The following is an 18,398-nucleotide window of genomic DNA, read 5'->3' as shown; positions in this document are numbered from 1 at the left end:
ATGTCCTCCTGGCTTCGCGGCATCTTCATCGCTGCGCTTGTGCTGGCGGGCCTCTCGCTCTTCATACTTGCCGCAACGAGCACGGACTCAACCCTTTTTGAACGTTGGTTCCCAGTTCTGCTCGTCATCAACCGGGCAATTGCTGTCGTTCTTTTCGCCGTTGTGGCAGCAATGGCGCTGCGTCTTTGGCAGCGCCTGCGCAATAAGGAATTCGGCGCACACCTCACCAGCCGTCTTGCGCTGTCCGCAGCGGGACTTGCACTGATTCCCTGCGTCCTTATTTACTTTGTTTCCTCTGTCTTCATTTCACGCTCCATCAATTCCTGGTTCGACGTACGCGTGGAAAAGGCGCTTGATTCCGGCGTCACAATCACCAGGGGCATTCTTGCCCAGCAGCAGGTTGAGGCTGAAGCGACAGCGAGACACATCGCAGGACTGCTCACCAACACCCCGGCATCGCTCATCATGTCGGATCTGCTCAGAATACTAGAAGGCCGCCCCGGCATTGAAGCCCTCGTTTTTCTCTCCAATGGGACCGCCATTGCGGCTGCGGGCTCGCGCATCAATGTCCTGATGCCCGACATGCCGACATCAAGCCAGATTCAAACGGTCAAAAGCGCGGGCATATACAGCGTGATTGACGGAGACGTTAATTTCGACGCGCAGCGAGATGAAAAACTTTCCATCCGCGTGATTGTTCCTGTTCAGTCCGAAGAAGCAGACGCGGCAGACGACAATGTTCGCGACGCTACTAAACCGGGCTCAGGCCTCGAGATGCGGCGTCAGCAGTTCTACCTTCAGATCATTCAGCCGGTTCCGGAAGAAACCGTTAAGAATGCATCCATGCTTGTAGCGGGATACCGCGACTATCAGACTCTGGTCCTCTCGCGCGCCTCGCTTCAGAGCGTTTATGCGAGCACGCTTTTTCTCGTCACGCTTCTCGGTGCGCTAGGCGCTTTTGCGCTCTCGCTCGCCTTTGCTCGCAAGACCGTTGCTCCTGTTCTTCAACTTGAGGAAGGCACGCGTCGGGTGGCGGACGGCAACTTTCATCCTATCCGGGAATTTTCCGGCAACAATGAAATCAACGTCCTCACGCAATCCTTCAACCAGATGATCCGCGACCTTTCTGAGTCGCGCCGAGTGATCGATGAACAGCGTCGGCGCGCAGAACAGGCGCAGGCCTATCTTGAGCGGATTCTTGCCAATATTTCCTCCGGCGTCATTGTGCTCGACCGCACAGGCCGGGTGATTACGGCCAATGCCGCAGCCCGCAGAATTCTTGGAGAAGAAAGCTGCCGCACCGGAATCGAACTCAGCAAAATTGAACCGGAGCTTTCCGATGCACTTCGGAACGCTCAGCTTTCCCTTGGCTTCGAAAAAGAAACCGGCGCCGCAAGTCTGGAATTCCAGCTTGAGCGCAAGGAAAAAACCATTCCGCTCTTCCTCAAGCTCTCGCGCATGCCGCTTGGAGCCGATGAACCCGGACTCGTCATTGTGTTCGATGACGTCTCAAAGATTATTGAGGCGCAGCGAGCCACTGCCTGGGGCGAAGTCGCCCGCAGGCTGGCTCATGAAATCAAGAATCCGCTCACGCCTATTCAGCTTGCCGCCGAACGACTGGCTTTCCGGCTTGAACCCAAGCTCGAAAACGATGATGATGCCGAAATGCTTACCCGCGCAGTCAAAACTATTACGACGCAGGTGGATGCCCTTAAGCAGATGGTCAATGATTTCCGGGAATACGCCAAGCTCCCCGAAGCAAAGCTCTCTCCGCTTGATCTCAACGACTTCGTTCTCGGCGCAGCGCAGCTCTATCAGGAAGCGGGTCTTGCCATCAAGCTCGATCTTGAGAACGGCATTCCGCTCATCGAAGCAGACGCCTCTCAACTTCGACAGGTATTGCATAATCTGATTTCCAACAGCATCGATGCAGCGGAAGGCGACGTTCCGAAAATCGTCATTTCAACGCGTCATATTCTGACCGAGCGCGGCATGAGTGCCGTGCAGCTTCATCTGCATGACAGCGGCGTTGGTTTCAGCGAAAATATCCTCGAGCGCGCCTTTGAGCCCTATGTAACCACCAAAGCTACAGGCACAGGGCTTGGGCTTCCGATGATCAAGAAGATTCTCGATGAGCACCGTGCGGCAATCCGTCTTTCCAACCGTCTGGACTCTACCGGCACGCTGATTCTTGGCGCCCAAGTGGATATTCTTTTCGAGCACCTTGCACCCGGCGACCGACCGACTGACCGTCAGTGAGGTATCGGCCACTAAAGCAACTAATCAACAAGATGACTGAAATTCTTATTGTCGACGATGAACTCGGCATCCGAAACATTCTTTCGGAAATTCTTGTCGAGTCCGGCTACCGTGTAGCCACAGCCGCCAATGCCAATGAGGCAAGGGCTAAGGTTGCCGAACGCCAGTACGATCTGGTGCTTCTTGACATCTGGATGCCGGATACGGACGGTCTCGCGCTTCTGCGCGAATGGAAGTACGGCGGCCTACTAAACTTCCCCGTAATCATCATGTCCGGGCACGGCTCGATCGACCATGCACAGCGCGCATTGGATGACGGCGCCGTCGACTTCATTGAAAAGCCGATTTCCCTTAAACGTCTGCTGTCAGCCATTCAGCTCGGTCTCGTCAAATGGCACGAGCAGCAGCGCCAGGCTGCTGAAGAGCCTCCTCCCGAAAAGCGTACCCGCGGCCGCCGCCGCAGCATGCAGCAGGTACAGCGGCTTCCGGCATATGAAATGCCGGATTACGGACTTGTCCTTGACTTCAACCGTCCGTTCCGGGATCAGCTGATGGATTTTGAGAGAGCTTATTTCAAAACAGTGCTCAATCATCTCAATCACTCCATGGCGGAACTCGCCCGCCACGCAGGCATGGAACGCACGCACCTCTACCGCAAGGTTCGTTCGCTCGGCATCAACGTTGAGGAAATGCGCGAGGAGGCCCGACGCACTGCGCCGATGCCGCCTGCCGGCGGAGGCTATGCCAAGCCTACGTGTCCGGTTCTGGCTGAAATCGAAACTTCTGACGAGAATTCGATTGATAATCCGACCGGCTCGACGCTTGACCGATACCCGCTCAACAACACCCTCAAATAATCTCTCTGCTCAAGGAAGCCCGCTCACATCAAGCGGGCCTCTTTCTTTCAAGACACCATGAAGATCCTCATTATCGGAGCGGGCCGCATTGGTAGTTCCGTTGCAGAAAGTCTGGTATCGGAAGCCAATGACATTACCGTCATAGATAAGGATCCGGCCAACATCGGCTTTCTGCAGTCCCGCTTTGACCTCAGAGGCATCGTGGGAGATGCGCTTTCGCCGCAGCTCCTTGAAAACGCCTCGGCGGGCGACACCGACATGCTGATTGCCGTGACATCGAGCGATGAGACCAATCTCGCCGTCTGCCTGCTTGCATCGAGAATCTTCAATATCCCCACGAGAATCGCCCGCGTCCGCAACGAAGAATTGCGCAGCTACCCCCGTCTTCTTCGGGAAGAAGGTTTCGACGCCACCACGGTTATCTGGCCCGAACAGGCGCTCACGCGTTATCTCGTGAAGCTCATCGACATCCCGGAGGCTCTGCAGGTACAGGAATTCGCAGAAGGCCGGGTAAGCCTCATCGCAGTTAGAGCTCAGGAAGGAAGCCCTATGGTGGGCGGCCCGATCGGCGAGCTCAACGCTCACATTCCCAATGCATGCGCGCGCATTGCGGCGCTTTTTCGCCGCAACCAATGTCTCGCGATCAATGCCCGTACATTGATAGAAGCGGGCGATGAGGTGATTTTTGTCGCAGATACCCGGCACGCACGCCTTGTCACTACACAGCTCCGCCGGAGAACAACAGCCACGCGCAGCCTGATCATTGCCGGGAGCTCCATCATGAGCCGGAGCATCGTCCAGGCGCTCACGGAAGGCAATGAACTCACCGGAGCGGCTCCTGCATCCATCCGCGTCATTGAAGCAGACCGACGTCAGGCCGAAGATCTTGCTCTGACGCTTGGCGACCGGGCGATGGTGCTCTCAGGAGACTTTGACGACGAAGACACGCTTCTTTCGGCAGGCGTCGAAGGGTGCGATCTTTTTATTTCGCTTTCTTCGGACGATGAAAACAACATCCTGTCGGCACTTCTTGCCAAACGGCTCGGTGCACGTCGCACCATCGCTCTCGTCAACCGGAGAATTTACGGCGAACTGATCGAAGGCTCGCGCATCGACATCACGGTTTCGCAGACCCAGGCGGCGCTGGATGAGCTGATTCGATACGTTCGTCACGGCGACGTCACGGCAGCCTATTCGCTGCGGCACGGCATCGCCGAAGCACTTGAGTTTGTAGCCCACGGCACGCCTGAAAGCTCACGCGTGGTAGGCCGGCGCATCGATGCCATTCGATTGCCGGCAGGATGCAGCGTTGCCGCACTCATTCGCGGCGAAGGCGACGACACCAAAGTGCTGATGGCGAGCTTCGACCTCATCATTGAGCAGGAAGATCGCCTCATCATCTTCGTGCCCAACCGCCGACTGATTCCGGCCGTTGAGAAACTCTTTGCCGTAGACGTGAGCTTCTTCTGACGCCAACCGGAAAACAGAGAGATCTATGCTCACGACTCTGCGCGTACTGCTCCTACCGGTCCTCAATGCCCTCGGCCCCGTTCTGATGGCTTTTGCAGTCATCATGCTGATACCAGCCGTTTACAGCTGGACCGAGAATGATGGCGCCCTAATGGACTTCATCATGGGAGCCGGCATCACGGCTGGCGCCGGCCTTTTCCTTACTCTGACCCTATACCGCTTTCGACAGGAGCTCACCGCCCGCCACGGCTTTCTCCTTGTCACGCTCTCCTGGGCGCTGATTGCAGCTTTTGCCGCGATTCCGCTCATGCTGCATATGCCTGGACTTGGTTTCGAACGAGCGTACTTCGAGGCCATGTCCTGTCTCACCACGACCGGCGCCACAGTACTTACGGGACTCGACGAGCTGCCGCACTCCATGAACGGCTGGCGATGCTTTCTTTCCTGGCTGGGCGGCATGGGCATCATCGTCATGTCCGTCGCCATTCTGCCGCTGCTCGGCGTCGGCGGCGCTCAGATCATGAAGGCAGAGACGAGCGGGCCCCTCAAGGAAACGCGTCTTACGCCCCGCATTGCAGAAACTGCACGCTCGCTCTACCTCATTTACTTCGGCATTTCCGTTGCCTGTGCAATTGCCTACCATTTCGCCGGCATGCACTGGCGCGACGCCGTCATGCACATGATGACGACGGTGAGTCTTTCGGGCATTGCCGCACATGATGCGAGCTTCGGCTTCTTCAACAGCGCAGCAGTGGATGCCGTTGCAGTTGTCTTCATGGTGATCTGCGGCTTCAGCTTCACGCTTCACTTCGTTGCCTGGCGCAGGCATGACCCTCTCGTCTATCTGCGCAACCCTGAGGCGCTTGCCTGGATCGGCCTCCTCTTGGTTCTGATTGCCGCCGCGACGCCGATACTCTACCTTTCCGGCCTGGCCACAAGCGTTCCGGATGCACTGCGCGCCGCAGCCTTTTCCATCGTAAGCGCAGCATCAACCACTGGCTACGCCACCTCCGACTGGTCTCTCTGGCCCTGCGGGCTGCCGGCTATTCTGCTGCTCAGTTCCGCTGTGGCTACCTGTGCGGGCTCTACCGGCGGCGGGCTGAAGATGATTCGAGTGCTCATCCTCATCAAGCAGGCAAAGCGCGAATTCACGCTGCTCCTCTATCCGAACGCCGTCTCCCCCATCACCGTCGGCGACGCTGCCATCCCGAATCACATTGTCTTTGCCGTTCTCGGATACACGCTGCTCTGGAGTTTTTCCGTCCTTGCGGGGGCTTTTGCACTGCTCGCTACCGGCCTGGGATCTCTTGAATCCTGGTCGGCGGCGGTTGCCTGCATTACGAATCTCGGCCCCGGACTCGGCACTGTCGGCCCGGTAGGAAACTACCAGGGCCTTACAGCACTGCAGCTCGACATCCTCACCTTCCTGATGATGACCGGCCGACTCGAGATCTTCACCGTTTTCGTGCTCTTCACCCGGGCATTCTGGCGAACCTGATCGGCACAGAAATCGGGTAGCGCATAAAAATTAACGCCCGAGCGTCGTCCACATAATGGGCTTTTTATGCTTGATGGCGCGACGGATCATGTCCTGAAGCGGAACCATTCGCTGGTAAAGGCGAATGGAATCCTCACGGTTCTTCTTTTTTTCCTCATCCTCGCGCTCCGCTTCAAGCATGCGGATTTCATTCTCATAGGACCCTTCCCGCAGACGCTTTTCCCGCTCTTCCTCGAGCTTAGCGGCCTTTGCCTTATCCGCTGCCGCAGCTTCATCAAGCCTTCTGAGCACATCCGGCAGATCCTCTGCCATAAAGCCGCCTTTGTCGTGGAAAGGCTCATTTATTGCCTTGAAGATGCGCTCTACCGTTTCTTTAAAAGCAATGAAGGGACCGGTAGCTACGCAACTGAACTGAACCAAAGCCATTTTTGAATTGATGTCCATATCGTCTGAGAATCCGCGCAGCATCAGGAATGCGAAACGCGCGTCCGGAGATGCCGGAAGTGCTCTGAATGCTAAACTCCCGGGCAAACTCAATTTCATTTTATCGTTGGGGAGTCAGATGCCGTGGTAACAACTGGTCTCTGCATCATTGCCCATGCGCCCTTGGCATCGGCGCTAAAAACCTGCGCTCAGCATATCTACAGCATGACGGGGGACATTTCCGCTGATCAGATCATTGCTTACGATGTGCCGGCAGAGGTTGACGCTGCCGAGGGGCTTGCGCACGCACAGGAACTCCTCAAAACGCTTTTCAAGCACGCAGAGGGCGTCGTCGTGTTTACCGACCTGACCGGCGCAACCCCCGGAAACATTGCCCGCAAGCTCCTCGAGGATCCCCGTGTTCGCGTGGTGAGCGGCACCAACCTTCCCGCAATCATTGCGGCGCTCAACGCCCCTTCCGATGCCTCTGTGGTGCAGGTCGCCACTCTAGCCGAAGCAGCAGCCCGGGCAAGTCTCGGCGCGCTCTCCGACAACTGATTTTGAATCCCGCCTTATCAATAGGAGCAGAACTTGTTCGAGGAAACGCTTACGCTTCAGAACAAGCTTGGTCTTCACGCACGCCCCTCGGCACGTCTCGCGAAGACAGCCAGCCTGTTTCGCAGCGCCATCACAATTACTCATGAAAAGCATACGGTTGACGCCAAATCCATTCTCGGACTGATGACCATGGCGCTTCCATGCGGCAGCGTGGTAACGATTGCGGCGGATGGGCCGGACGAAAAAGACGCCGTACAGACCATTGCCGAACTATTCCGAGACCGCTTCGGTGAAGACGAATAATTTCTTTGGAGAGAAGACAAATGAGCTCCGAAGAAGAAATTAAAGTCCCGGCGTCCCCGGACGAAAAAAACGAGCCGGAAACAGAACAGATCCCTCAGAAGATCAAAGAAAGCGTTCTCCGGGGGCTTACCGTGTGCCCGGGTGTTGCCTGGGGCAGCGGCATTCAGCTCATGGCGGGCGACCTGGAAATCCCGCAGTTCCCGATTGATCAGACGGACGTCCGAGGCGAGATCCAGCGTCTTCGAATGGCGGCTGCCTCCGCCGTTAAGCAGCTGGAGAGACTTGGAGAAGACCTCGACGAAGATACTCCGGCAGAAGCGGCTGCCTTCCTAGATGTCTACCGGACCATCCTGCAGGATCCGACGCTTATTACGGAAACCGCCGCACTCATCCGTGAAAAGCTTGTCAATGCCGAATGGGCGCTTTCCCTTCGACTCGAACAGATCCGTCGCGATTTTGAACAGATCAACGACGAATACCTGCGCAACCGCGTTGAAGACATCACCGATGTGTTTCAACGCATTCAGCGCATCCTCGCCGGCCGCCGCTCCGCCACAAGCCTTCTGGAAGCCGAAGAAATTGAGGATTCCGTCATCCTGGTAGCTGATCAGCTCGGACCGGCAGACATGCTCCAGCTCCGAGAGCGCGACGACCTCGACATCGTCGGCATCGTAATGGAAACCGGCAGCGCCACGAGCCACTCCGCGATTCTGGCAGCAAGTCTCGGCATTCCTACGCTCGTAGGCGTCGAGAATGCGATCGAGCGCATCGGAACAGGACACGAAATACTTGTAGATGCTGATGCCGGCATCGTCAATCTCGCTCCTTCCGACGATGCAAAGAAGAGCGCAGCCCGCGCCATGCGCGCCCGCAGACAGCGCAATCGTCAGCTTGTAAAACTGCGCGGAGAAGATGCCGTTACGCTTGATGGAGAAGCCGTAGAGCTTCTTGCCAACATTGCGCTTCCCGATGACCTCCCTGAAGCCCGAAAAGCCGGGGCCGCCGGCGTCGGTCTTTTCAGAACGGAATTTCTGTTCCTCAATCGAGAAGACCTGCCGAGCGAAGAAGAACAGGTGGAGGCCTATCAGAAAGTAATTCGCGGCATGCGCGGTCGCATTACCACAATCCGCACCGCCGATATCGGCGGCGACAAGATGCTGTCGCGCGAATCACTGGCTCTTCTGGCAGACAGCGACTTCGAGGAAGCCAATCCTGCGCTGGGCCTTCGTGCGCTGCGCTTCTGCTTTGCATTCCGTCCGCTCTTCATTACACAGCTCCGGGCGCTCATGAGAGCTGCCACTGCAGGCAGCGTCAGGCTCCTGCTCCCGATGGTGTCAAGCTCCTCAGATGTTCACGAGGTACGCGCCTGCATTGAAGAGGCTGCTGCCCAGCTTGAAGCTGAAGGCGTTCGCTACCGCAAGAACATTCCGCTCGGCGGCATGATTGAGCTTCCGGCCGCCGTCGCAGGTCTCTCTGATCTGCTGCCGCTTCTCGATTTCTTCTCCCTCGGAACGAACGACCTCGTGCAATACACGCTTGCGGCCGACCGCACCAATGCCTATGTCTCGCGTTACTGCGATGACTGCCATCCGGCTGTGATGCGCTTCATTGCCGAATCCATTCGACGCGTCACCGCTGCCGGGAAAGAAATCTCCGTCTGCGGCGAAATGGCCGGCCGTCCCGAAATGACCCCATTCTTCATCGGTCTCGGCTGCTCGGCGCTCTCCATGGATCCGGCGCATATTCCGACCATCAAGGAACGCATTCGCGCTCTCAGCGCTGAAGATTGCGAAATCTTCGCCCGCGGCGTGCTGCGCCGCCGATCTGCAGAAAGCGTACGGGAAGCACTCGCAGACTTCAATGCAGCCCTTCAGCCCGATGCCCAGCAATCTGCGGCATCCGCCGGATAATTCGCCTTATGCAAAGGATCAGACATTATGGCTAACGATTACGACAAGCCGCTCACTGACGAAGAATTCGTAGAAATCGGCGAGCTTCTGGCTTCCATCCCGGAACCCTGGGAGTCAATGGAACCCGATCGTATGGACGGATTCCTTACTGCTATCGTGCTTCTCCCTGAGCCCGTACCGCCAAGCGCCTGGATGCCATTCATTTTCGATGAGGAAGGGCGTCCCGACGCCATGCTTCCGGATGAAGCCGAGCAGCATCGACTTGAGGATCTTGTCTACCGCCGCTATCGGACGATCGAAAACGACCTGTCCCAGTGCCGGGCACTTGATCCCATCGTATACGACGTGGAGGATGAAGCCGGGCGTCCGGTAGGGGGATGGGAGGCTATTGCCGCCCTGGAGCCTTTTGCTGCGGGCTTCCTTGAAGCTATGAACCGCTGGCCGGGCCTGCGCGAAACCGGCAGCGAGCTTGTTGACAGTGCTCTTCTCGGCATCCTTCGTCATCTCCCCGATGAGCTTGTCGGCGATATGCAGGAAGTGAAGGAAGAGCTCGAGTTTGAGAGTCCGCTGGAAAACCTGAAGCAGGCAACGGAAGATCTTGCGGAAAGCGTTGCGGAAATTGCCTCCGTCACCCGCGGATTCACACCCCGAACCGAACAAAATCACAAAAATAACCGGCGCCGGCACTAATTTTTCCCCGTTGCGCTCTTCGGAGCGCAACGCATGACAAGCCAAACGAGAACAAACACCGGCAACCCCATGAGCGCTGTTCCGATGAAAAAGCGCTCATATCCGAATGCTTCCACAGCCATGCCGGAAAAACCCGCCAGAAATTTTGGAAGCAGCAGCATGATGGAGCTGAAAAGCGCATATTGAGTCGCTGAATACTTCGAGCTCGTCAATCCAGAAAGATAGGCTACGAAAGCCGCACTTGCCAGGCCTGCCGCGAGATTGTCCGCAGATACCGTAACGACAAGAAAAGTGAGATTCGCGCCAATTCCAGCAAGAACGGAAAAAAGCAGATTGGTTAGGCTCGATAGCACTGCTCCGGCAAGGAGTACCGGAAGAACGCCGTAACGCATGGCTGCTGCGCCGCCGACAAAAGCACCCAGAAGCGTCATTATGACGCCGAACACTTTGCTCACCGCAGCAACCTCTTCTTTTGTGAATCCCAGATCCTGATAGAAGGGGTTCGCCATAACGCCCATAACGACATCGGAAATGCGATAGGTCGCTATCAGCGCAAGAACAAGAAGCGCCGCCCAGCCAAAGCGCCTGAAGAAATCTGAGAAAGGACCAATAAGAGCAGTGTTGAGTCGTTCCCTTAAAGGAATCTGCGTATTGTCAGCGGAAAGCTCATCTCTTGAATCATTATGCAGAGGTTCTGGAGAAAGCAAGGTTGCCGCCACTCCGACCAGAACGCTTGCAGCCATGACCCCATAGCTCACCGTCCAGGCGTAATGCATGTACCCGGAAGCGCCGTGCCCGGCCCAGGCCGCAATAGCAAGCGCACCGGCTCCCGCCCAAATCATGCCGAGTCGGTACCCGGTCTGATACATGGCTGCATAAGCCGCCTGCCTGCGCTCGCCGGCAGACTCAATACGGTAAGCATCGAGCGCAATGTCCTGCGTGGCAGATGAGAAAGCTGCCAGCATGGCCAATCCTGCAAACACAAACAGGTCCTTCTGAGGATCCGTAATCGCAAGTCCAAGAAGAGCACAGGCAAGCATCAGCTGCGCAGCGAGCAGCCACGCCCGTCGCCTGCCGAGTGTGCTCGAGAGAACGGGAATTGGCATGCGGTCCACAAGCGGCGCCCAGATCCATTTAAACCCATAGATCAGCCCCACCCAGGAAAAAAAGCCGATGGTTGCAAGATCTACGCCGGCCTCTCGAAGCCAAAACCCCAGCGTGCCGATGACCAGAAGAAGCGGGAGGCCGGAACTGAAGCCGAAAACAGCCATGCGCAGTGCTCCGGGTTCCAGATAAACCCGCCATCCGCTGTTCATTCCGGAACTCGACTTGTCGCAAGCCATCAGCGGCCATCCCCCCCGAGCACAGCTTCCGGGCCGCTGAGCCAAACCCATTTGCCCGGCTCAAGATTTTCCGGCAGTTCGTATGCCCCCACCCGAATGCGATGAAGCTTTGCGACCCGGTTGCCGCAGGCGGCGACCATTCTCTTTACCTGATGATATTTCCCCTGGGAAATCGTGAGCTCAAGCCTCTCCGGAGCAAGCATCCTTGCCGCCTTTGCGGCAACAGGCTTGGGATCATCATCCAATACAACACCGGAGAGAAGCTTTTCACAGGTATCCGGCTTCATGGGGTGGCAGAGTTCCGCCAAATACACTTTGTCGACATGCTTTTTAGGATGCGTAAGCCGATGGAGCAGCTTGCCGTCATCCGTAAAAAGAAGCAGTCCGGTCGTATCCCAGTCGAGACGTCCAACAGGCTGAACAGCGCGCTTGCGAAGCGGCCCCGGGAGAAGCCCCATGACGGAAGGGTGAGCTGAAGGTTTGAGAGAACACTCATACCCTTCAGGCTTATTCATTGCAATCAGCGCTTTTTCGCATACAGGCCATTCTTCGCCGCGCCATGTAAGCACAAGTCCCTTCGGTTCAAAATTCTCGTCCGGATCGTCAGCTACTCGTCCATTAACGGAAACGGCTCCTGAGAGTACGATCTGCCGGCAGTCATAACGGGTTCCGAATCCCTGCGTAAAAAGAATATCGGCAAGCGTCATCATTTCAATCCTCCGTCATCAACCGCATAGTCCACCCAGAGCGGAGCGTGATCGGAAAATTTTTCCGCTGCGTAGATATCCGTTGCCCGTGCAAGCGCGGCAATGCCTGGGGTAGCAAGCTCGTAATCAATACGCCAACCCACGTTCTTGGCACGCGCCTGCCCGCGCTGGCTCCACCATGTATAGCGCTCCGGGCGCGGATCAAGTCTTCGGAACACATCAACCCAGCCCATTTCATCAAAGAGATGATCGAGCCAGGCCCGCTCTTCTGGCAGGAACCCGGAATGGTCGAGATTGCCCTTCCAGTTCTTAATGTCGATTTCCTTATGCGCGATGTTGACGTCGCCGCATAGAACCACTTCCCGGCCAGCATCCTTTAATGCCTTCAGATGCGGTTCAAAGCGCTCAAGAAACCGGAATTTTGCAAGCTGCCGCTCGTCAGACGAACTTCCTGACGGGAAATATGCAGAAATGACAGTAAGACGCCCGAAATCCGCTTCGACGCATCGTCCTTCTGCATCGAATTCATCATCTCCGAAACCAATGCGGACAGCGTCCGGAACGCGTCGCGACCAGAGACCGCATCCGGAATAGCCCTTTTTCCGGGCGCAATGAAAAAAGCCGTGATAGCCCGGAAGCGACTTGAGTTCATCGGAGAGATCAGCTTCCTGAGCCTTCAGTTCCTGAATGCAGAGAATGTCCGCATTCTGCTCCATGAACCACTCAAAAAAACCTTTTTTGGCCGCAGACCGAATGCCGTTGGCATTAAAGGTAAGAATGCGCAGCATGCACTCTCCTCAATGGAATATGTTCAGATAGTCGTCTGATTTCTAAAGCTTCTGCAAATGCAGACAGTAGCGTTCACCAGCGATCGCATATTGTCGCATGCCACAATGGCGCCGCCATTTTCATCTTCAACAGCTCAGCCTGAAACCCCGGCCAGGGACCTCCGGCCCCTTAACTATAATTTGCGGGATAAACACTCCCGTACATTTCTGCGGCAGCACATCCAATTGAGCAGACAACTCATTCGCGCTGCCGTTGTTTGTTTTTTCCTCTTTCACATCATGCAATCGACCAAGCAGCAGTTCATTGAATTCGCCCTGGATGCAGACGTTCTTCGCTTCGGCGAGTTTAAAACCAAGGCCGGACGTCTCTCCCCCTATTTCTTCAATGCCGGGCTCTTCAATACCGGTGCGCTTCTTGACAAGCTTGGGGCCTTCTACGCTGAGACGCTTCTCGCTGCCCGCAAGGAAGGCCGCATTGAATTCGACATGATTTTCGGACCCGCCTATAAAGGCATTCCCCTTGCCGCCAGCGTTGCCATGAATCTTGCTCGTCTCGGCTGCGATGTGCCCTGGGCCTTCAACCGCAAGGAAGCCAAGGACCACGGTGAAGGCGGCATGATTGTCGGTGCTCCGCTCAAGGGCCGCGTCGTCATTATCGACGACGTCATTTCTGCAGGCACTTCAGTGCGCGAATCCGTGAAGATTATTGAAGCTGCCGGAGCCACGCCTTCCGGCGTGCTCATTGCCGTTGACCGCCAGGAACGCGGCGGCAATGCCGAGGTGATGACTGAAAGCTCTGCCGTACAGGATGTGGAAAAGACTTTCGGCCTCCACGTCGCCTCCATCATCAATCTCCACGATCTGCTTGCCTTTATGGACGGCCCTTCGGAAAAAGCCAAAGCGGTTGCCGGCTACCGTAATGCCGTTGCTCAGTATCGTCAGCGCTATGGCGCCTGATTAAGCCCGCCAGCTGTTTCACGTGAAACAGCACTCTCAAAAAAATCCCCGGAAAGCTTTAACGGCTCCGGGGATTTCTTTTCAGATTGTCGGAGGATCTGATCAACCGGCAATGCGCTTTCTCAGAAGCTCATTAAGCTGTCCGGGATTGGCCTTGCCCTTCGTTGCCTTCATGCACTGGCCGACAAGTGCATTAAGCGCCTTTTCCTTACCGCCTTTGAATTCTTCAACAGACTTCGGATTTTTGGCGATCACTTCATCAACAATCGCTTCAAGCGCACCGGTGTCGGAAATCTGCTTCAGGCCCTTGCTTTCAATAAGCGCATCCACGTCCTGTCCTTCTCCCGCCCAAACGGCAGTGAAGACTTCGCGCGCACCCTTATTGGAAATGGTTCCATCCGCAATGCGGGAGAGAAGCTTCACAAGAATTGCAGGCGTAACCGGAGCAGACGCAAAGCTCATGCCTTCCGTCTGGTTGATGGCGGCAGCAACTTCACCCATCACCCAGTTGGCCGCGATCTTCTTATCCTTCACGCCGTCTGCTACGGCGACGTAATAGTCGGCGATATCGCGACTGCCCGTAAGAATGGATGCATCGTACTCAGAAAGACCAAAATCCTTCATAAGACGTGCCCGCATGGCATCAGGAAGCTCAGGCATTTCGCTGCGCACCCGTTCGATCCACTCATCGCTGACTTCAAGCGGGAGCAGATCGGGATCCGGGAAGTAGCGATAATCCATCGAATCTTCCTTTGTGCGCATGAGGCGCGTTTCACCCTTATCCGGGTCATAGAGACGCGTAGCCTGCACAACCTTTCCGCCGCCCTCAATCAGTTCGATCTGACGTTCAACCTCATAGTTGATGGCTTCTTCGAGGAAGCGGAACGAATTGAGATTCTTGATTTCGCAACGGGTACCGAATTCTTTCTGGCCGACAGGACGTACGGAGACGTTGGCGTCACAGCGGAAGTTGCCCTCCTGCATGTTGCCCTTCGACATGCCGAGCCAAACCACCAGCGCATGAAGCGCGCGGGCATAACCCACTGCCTCAGCGGCAGAACGCAGCTCCGGCTCCGTCACAATCTCAAGAAGCGGCGTTCCGGCGCGATTAAGGTCAATGCCGGAGTGCCCATGAACAATGCCATGGACCGATTTGCCGGCATCTTCCTCAAGATGCGCTCGGGTGAGATTGATGGTCTTCATGTAGGGCTCGCCGTTTTTCGGCTCCACCGCAAAAGTCACTTTGCCGCCGACGACAATCGGCAGCTCAAACTGACTGATCTGATAGCCCTTCGGAAGGTCCGGGTAAAAATAATTTTTGCGGTCGAAAACCGAATGATTGGCCACGCGGGCGCCAATAGCGAGACCAAAGCGAATTGCACGGTCCACAGCTCCCCGGTTAAGCACCGGCAGCGCCCCCGGAAGCGCGAGGTCAACGTAGCAGGCGTTCACATTCGGTTCATCGCCGAAATGGCACGGCGCACCCGAGAAAATTTTGGAATGGGTCGAGAGCTGAACGTGCGTCTCAAGACCAATGACAACTTCCCATTTCATCTTGAATTTTTTCCCTTTAAGCGTTCGTCTGCTCAATAGCCCTTCGGATGGCGCTGATGCCAGTCAGTGGCTTTCTGCCATGCGTCAGCAAGATGCAAAAGCTTTGCTTCGGTGAAGTGTTCGCCGAGAAGCTGCAGACCGATCGGACGGCCGTTCGAATGGATGCCGCAGGGCATGGAAACGCCAGGCAGACCGGCAAGCGAAGCCGGAACCGTATAAAGGTCAGAGAGGTAGGCGGAAACCGGATCGGCATTCGCCCCAAAGTCATAAGCCGTGCCGGTGGTTACCGGGCAGGCAATGGCATCGACCTTACGGAAAGTCTCATGGAATTCGCGAGCGATGAGGCGGCGAACCTTTTGAGCCTTTAAGTAGTAGGCATCGTAATAACCATGCGACAGCACATAGGTGCCGATCATGATGCGGCGCTTCGGCTCCGGACCAAACCCTTCGTCGCGCGACTTCTTCATCATGTCGCCGATATCGGTGTATTCGGCCGCGCGATGGCCATAGCGCACGCCGTCAAAGCGCGAAAGGTTGGAGCTCGCCTCAGCACAGGCTACGACGTAGTAAACCGGAACGCCGAGCTTGGCCATCGGAAGATCAATGTCGACGATCTCTGCGCCTTCGCGGCGATAGAAATCAAGAACAGCATCAATGGAAGCGCGGACTTCGTCATCAAGGCCGTCGCCCATCCACGAGCGCGGCACGCCGATTCTCAGCCCCTTCACGGATTTGCCAAGATCACGGGAGAAATCTTCCCGGGGCATATCGACGCTTGTCGAATCCCAGGGATCATGGCCAACCATGGAGCCGAGCACCATGGCGCAGTCTTCCGCCGACTGACCAAGAAGGCCTGCGGTATCGAGAGACGAAGCAAAGGCAATCATGCCGAGTCGGGACGGCCGGCCGTATGTAGGCTTCATGCCGGTAATGCCGCAGAACGCGGCGGGTTCGCGAATGGAACCGCCCGTATCCGTTCCGGTTGCAATCGGCACCAACCCGGCAGCGACAGCTGCGGCTGAACCGCCCGACGAGCCGCCGGGAACGGCATTGGCATCCCAGGGATTCCCTACACGGCCGTAAGCGGAATTTTCATTGCCCGAGCCCATTGCGAACTCATCGCAGTTCAGCTTGCCCATGCAGACCATGCCGGCATCCTTGAGGCTGCGCACGACAGTCGCGTCAAAGGGGCTCATATAGCCTTCGAGCATGCGGCTCGCGGCAGTCGAGGCCCATTCCTTGGTGACAAAAATGTCTTTATGAGCAATGGGAATGCCCGTTAGCGGCGTCGCCTCACCGGCGGCAATGCGTCGATCGGCTTCTTCAGCCTGACGGATTGTTTCCTCCGGACGGACATCAAGAAAAGCATTCAGGCTGCGGCCCGCTTCAATGCGCTCGAGATAGTCGCGGGCAAGTTCAACGGCAGAAACCTCGCGGCTCTGAAGTCGCCGGGACAGTTCGGCGACGGAGACAAAAGTTTTTTCCATGGGTGAAACTCTTCCGGAAACGTTATTCGATCACCTGAGGGACAAGGAAATAGCCCTCGGATTTTTCCGGAGCATTCTTCATGTTCTCACTGCGGTTATTGCCTTCAGTGACCACATCATCACGCAGGCGCTCCACTCCGTCATGAGGATTCGGCATGGGCTCAATTCCTTCGGTATCAACCGAACGGATTTCTTCAATCATCTGGAAAATATCGTTGAGCTCGCCCTGCATGACCTTGATCTGTTCTTCAGAAATATCAATGCGGCCGAGATCTGCGATACGGCGAATATCGCCAGCGCTTAAAGGCATAGTGACGTCTTCCGGAAAGGGATGAAAAGGAGCATGCGTTCAGAGGGCGGAAACAGACAAAAAATCCGTAACAATCCCACACAAAGGCCAGAGGGCGAGGCCTGAGGTGCAGCTCCTTGGAAAGGGTGAGTTAGTTTATCATTGCTTATTTATGCGTGCGGTATTCGGCCACGAGCGGCCGGGTACTGAATTTTTGCCTGTCTGCGCGAGGCGATTCAAAGCGAAACAACGATGTTCGGCTTCTTTCGAAACTACTTCTCCAACGATCTCGCCATCGATCTCGGTACGGCCAACACCCTGATTTACGTCCGCGGTAAAGGCATCGTTCTCAATGAGCCGAGCGTTGTCGCCATCCGTCAGGAAGGCGGCCCGAACGGCAAGACGACTATTCACGCTGTCGGCAAGGCCGCCAAACAAATGCTTGGCCGCGTTCCGGGCAATATCAGCGCCATTCGTCCGATGAAGGACGGCGTGATTGCAGACTTTACGGTCACCGAACAGATGCTCAAGCAGTTCATTCGCATGGCGCATCCGTCCAGGCTTTTCGCACCGAGCCCGCGCATCATCATCTGCGTGCCCTGCGGCTCCACCCAGGTAGAGCGCCGCGCCATCAAGGAAAGCGCGCTCGCTGCCGGCGCATCCGAGGTTTATCTGATCGAAGAACCCATGGCTGCCGCCATTGGTGCGGGCCTCCCCGTCAATGAGGCTGCGGGTTCCCTGGTTGTCGACATCGGCGGCGGCACTACTGAAGTTGGCCTCATTTCACTCGGCGGCATGGTCTATGCAGGATCCATCCGCGTGGGCGGCGACAAATTCGACCAGGCAATCATCAACTACATCCGCCGCAACTTCGGCATGTTGATTGGCGAACCCACGGCTGAGCTCATCAAGAAAAAGATCGGCTCCGCCTTCCCGGCGTCCGAGATGATGGCAATCGAAGTCAAGGGCCGCAACATTGCCGAAGGCGTGCCGCGTACGTTTACCGTCCATTCCAATGAAGTGCTTGAGGCGCTCTCCGAACCGCTCAATCAGATTGTTGTCGCCGTCAAGAACGCACTTGAAAAAACGCCGCCGGAACTTGGCGCCGATATTGCAGAACACGGCCTCATGCTGACGGGCGGCGGCGCCCTTCTGAGAGACCTTGATCAGCTGCTCAAGGAAGAGACCGGCCTGCCGGTGCATGTTGCCGAAGAACCGCTCAACTGCGTGGTAAAAGGCTGCGGCATTGCGCTTGAGAATATGGACAAGCTCCGCACCGCCTTCGCCGTCGGCTGATTGTCGAGC

Annotated in this window: 17 protein-coding genes; 10 read left to right on the top strand and 7 right to left on the bottom strand. The window is 56.4% G+C overall.

The window, feature by feature from the left end; all coding sequences use genetic code 11:
- From GBM95_RS00240 to GBM95_RS00225, 4 genes are read left to right on the top strand one after another with little or no spacing between them, the layout of a single operon-like run.
- The gene (locus GBM95_RS00240; protein WP_152157245.1) at positions 1-2,259 is read left to right on the top strand and encodes a sensor histidine kinase; all 2,259 of its coding nucleotides are present in this window, start codon (positions 1-3) and stop codon (positions 2,257-2,259) included.
- A 32-nt stretch (positions 2,260-2,291) separates the two neighbouring features.
- Entirely contained in the window at positions 2,292-3,116 is an 825-nt protein-coding gene (locus GBM95_RS00235) for a response regulator (protein WP_152157244.1), read from the top strand.
- A 57-nt stretch (positions 3,117-3,173) separates the two neighbouring features.
- Complete coding sequence (gene trkA / locus GBM95_RS00230) at positions 3,174-4,586, top strand: Trk system potassium transporter TrkA (RefSeq protein ID WP_152157243.1); 1,413 nt, start codon at positions 3,174-3,176, stop codon at positions 4,584-4,586.
- Between the two features lie 25 nt (positions 4,587-4,611).
- Complete coding sequence (locus GBM95_RS00225; protein ID WP_152157242.1) at positions 4,612-6,084, top strand: TrkH family potassium uptake protein; 1,473 nt, start codon at positions 4,612-4,614, stop codon at positions 6,082-6,084.
- Between the two features lie 30 nt (positions 6,085-6,114).
- On the opposite strand, the gene GBM95_RS00220 is transcribed toward GBM95_RS00225, so the two are convergent.
- Positions 6,115-6,510: a DUF1840 family protein gene (locus tag GBM95_RS00220; protein WP_152157301.1), complete on the bottom strand. Its 396-nt coding sequence runs from the start codon at positions 6,508-6,510 to the stop codon at positions 6,115-6,117.
- Between the two features lie 141 nt (positions 6,511-6,651).
- Here GBM95_RS00220 and GBM95_RS00215 point away from each other — a divergent pair, with 141 nt between their 5' ends.
- Genes GBM95_RS00215 through GBM95_RS00200 form a run of 4 tightly spaced genes read left to right on the top strand, consistent with a single transcriptional unit; the run spans position 6,652 to position 9,968 of the window.
- Complete coding sequence (locus GBM95_RS00215; RefSeq protein WP_152157241.1) at positions 6,652-7,065, top strand: PTS sugar transporter subunit IIA; 414 nt, start codon at positions 6,652-6,654, stop codon at positions 7,063-7,065.
- 33 nt (positions 7,066-7,098) lie between these two features.
- Positions 7,099-7,368: an HPr family phosphocarrier protein gene (locus GBM95_RS00210; RefSeq protein ID WP_152157240.1), complete on the top strand. Its 270-nt coding sequence runs from the start codon at positions 7,099-7,101 to the stop codon at positions 7,366-7,368.
- 20 nt (positions 7,369-7,388) lie between these two features.
- Positions 7,389-9,278: a phosphoenolpyruvate--protein phosphotransferase gene (gene ptsP, locus GBM95_RS00205; RefSeq protein WP_152157239.1), complete on the top strand. Its 1,890-nt coding sequence runs from the start codon at positions 7,389-7,391 to the stop codon at positions 9,276-9,278.
- Between the two features lie 27 nt (positions 9,279-9,305).
- Entirely contained in the window at positions 9,306-9,968 is a 663-nt protein-coding gene (locus GBM95_RS00200; protein WP_152157238.1) for a YecA/YgfB family protein, read from the top strand.
- Here GBM95_RS00200 and GBM95_RS00195 read toward each other — a convergent pair.
- From GBM95_RS00195 to GBM95_RS00185, 3 genes are read right to left on the bottom strand one after another with little or no spacing between them, the layout of a single operon-like run.
- Positions 9,965-11,311: an AmpG family muropeptide MFS transporter gene (locus GBM95_RS00195; RefSeq protein ID WP_152157237.1), complete on the bottom strand. Its 1,347-nt coding sequence runs from the start codon at positions 11,309-11,311 to the stop codon at positions 9,965-9,967. The two genes, GBM95_RS00200 and GBM95_RS00195, sit on opposite strands and share 4 nt — an antisense overlap.
- Positions 11,311-12,018: a pseudouridine synthase gene (locus GBM95_RS00190; RefSeq protein ID WP_152157300.1), complete on the bottom strand. Its 708-nt coding sequence runs from the start codon at positions 12,016-12,018 to the stop codon at positions 11,311-11,313. Before GBM95_RS00190 ends, GBM95_RS00195 begins: the two co-directional genes overlap by 1 nt.
- Complete coding sequence (locus tag GBM95_RS00185; RefSeq protein ID WP_152157236.1) at positions 12,018-12,806, bottom strand: exodeoxyribonuclease III; 789 nt, start codon at positions 12,804-12,806, stop codon at positions 12,018-12,020. Before GBM95_RS00185 ends, GBM95_RS00190 begins: the two co-directional genes overlap by 1 nt.
- 279 nt (positions 12,807-13,085) lie before the next feature.
- Here GBM95_RS00185 and pyrE point away from each other — a divergent pair, with 279 nt between their 5' ends.
- Positions 13,086-13,763 (top strand): orotate phosphoribosyltransferase, encoded by a 678-nt coding sequence (gene pyrE, locus GBM95_RS00180; RefSeq protein WP_152157235.1) that lies wholly within the window; start codon positions 13,086-13,088, stop codon positions 13,761-13,763.
- A gap of 102 nt (positions 13,764-13,865) precedes the next feature.
- Here the strand turns inward: pyrE and gatB are convergent, their stop codons facing one another.
- The 3 genes from gatB to gatC are packed head-to-tail and all read right to left on the bottom strand — an operon-like array spanning position 13,866 to position 17,114.
- A complete protein-coding gene (gatB, locus tag GBM95_RS00175) occupies positions 13,866-15,317 on the bottom strand; it encodes an Asp-tRNA(Asn)/Glu-tRNA(Gln) amidotransferase subunit GatB (RefSeq protein WP_152157234.1) in 1,452 nt (483 codons plus the stop codon).
- A 32-nt stretch (positions 15,318-15,349) separates the two neighbouring features.
- The gene (gatA, locus tag GBM95_RS00170; protein WP_152157233.1) at positions 15,350-16,804 is read right to left on the bottom strand and encodes an Asp-tRNA(Asn)/Glu-tRNA(Gln) amidotransferase subunit GatA; all 1,455 of its coding nucleotides are present in this window, start codon (positions 16,802-16,804) and stop codon (positions 15,350-15,352) included.
- Positions 16,805-16,826: 22 nt separating this feature from the next.
- Positions 16,827-17,114, bottom strand: a complete 288-nt coding sequence (gatC, locus tag GBM95_RS00165; protein ID WP_152157232.1) for an Asp-tRNA(Asn)/Glu-tRNA(Gln) amidotransferase subunit GatC — start codon at positions 17,112-17,114, stop codon at positions 16,827-16,829.
- A gap of 231 nt (positions 17,115-17,345) precedes the next feature.
- On the opposite strand from gatC, the gene GBM95_RS00160 reads away from it, so the two are divergent.
- Entirely contained in the window at positions 17,346-18,389 is a 1,044-nt protein-coding gene (locus GBM95_RS00160; RefSeq protein ID WP_152157231.1) for a rod shape-determining protein, read from the top strand.
- Positions 18,390-18,398 lie beyond the last annotated feature (9 nt).

Origin of the sequence: Sutterella seckii (assembly GCF_009183815.1) — a bacterium.
Lineage (GTDB): Bacteria > Pseudomonadota > Gammaproteobacteria > Burkholderiales > Burkholderiaceae_F > Sutterella > Sutterella seckii.
The sequence above is the reverse complement of the archived record's forward strand: the minus strand, read 5'-3'. Positions and strand labels throughout refer to the sequence as shown.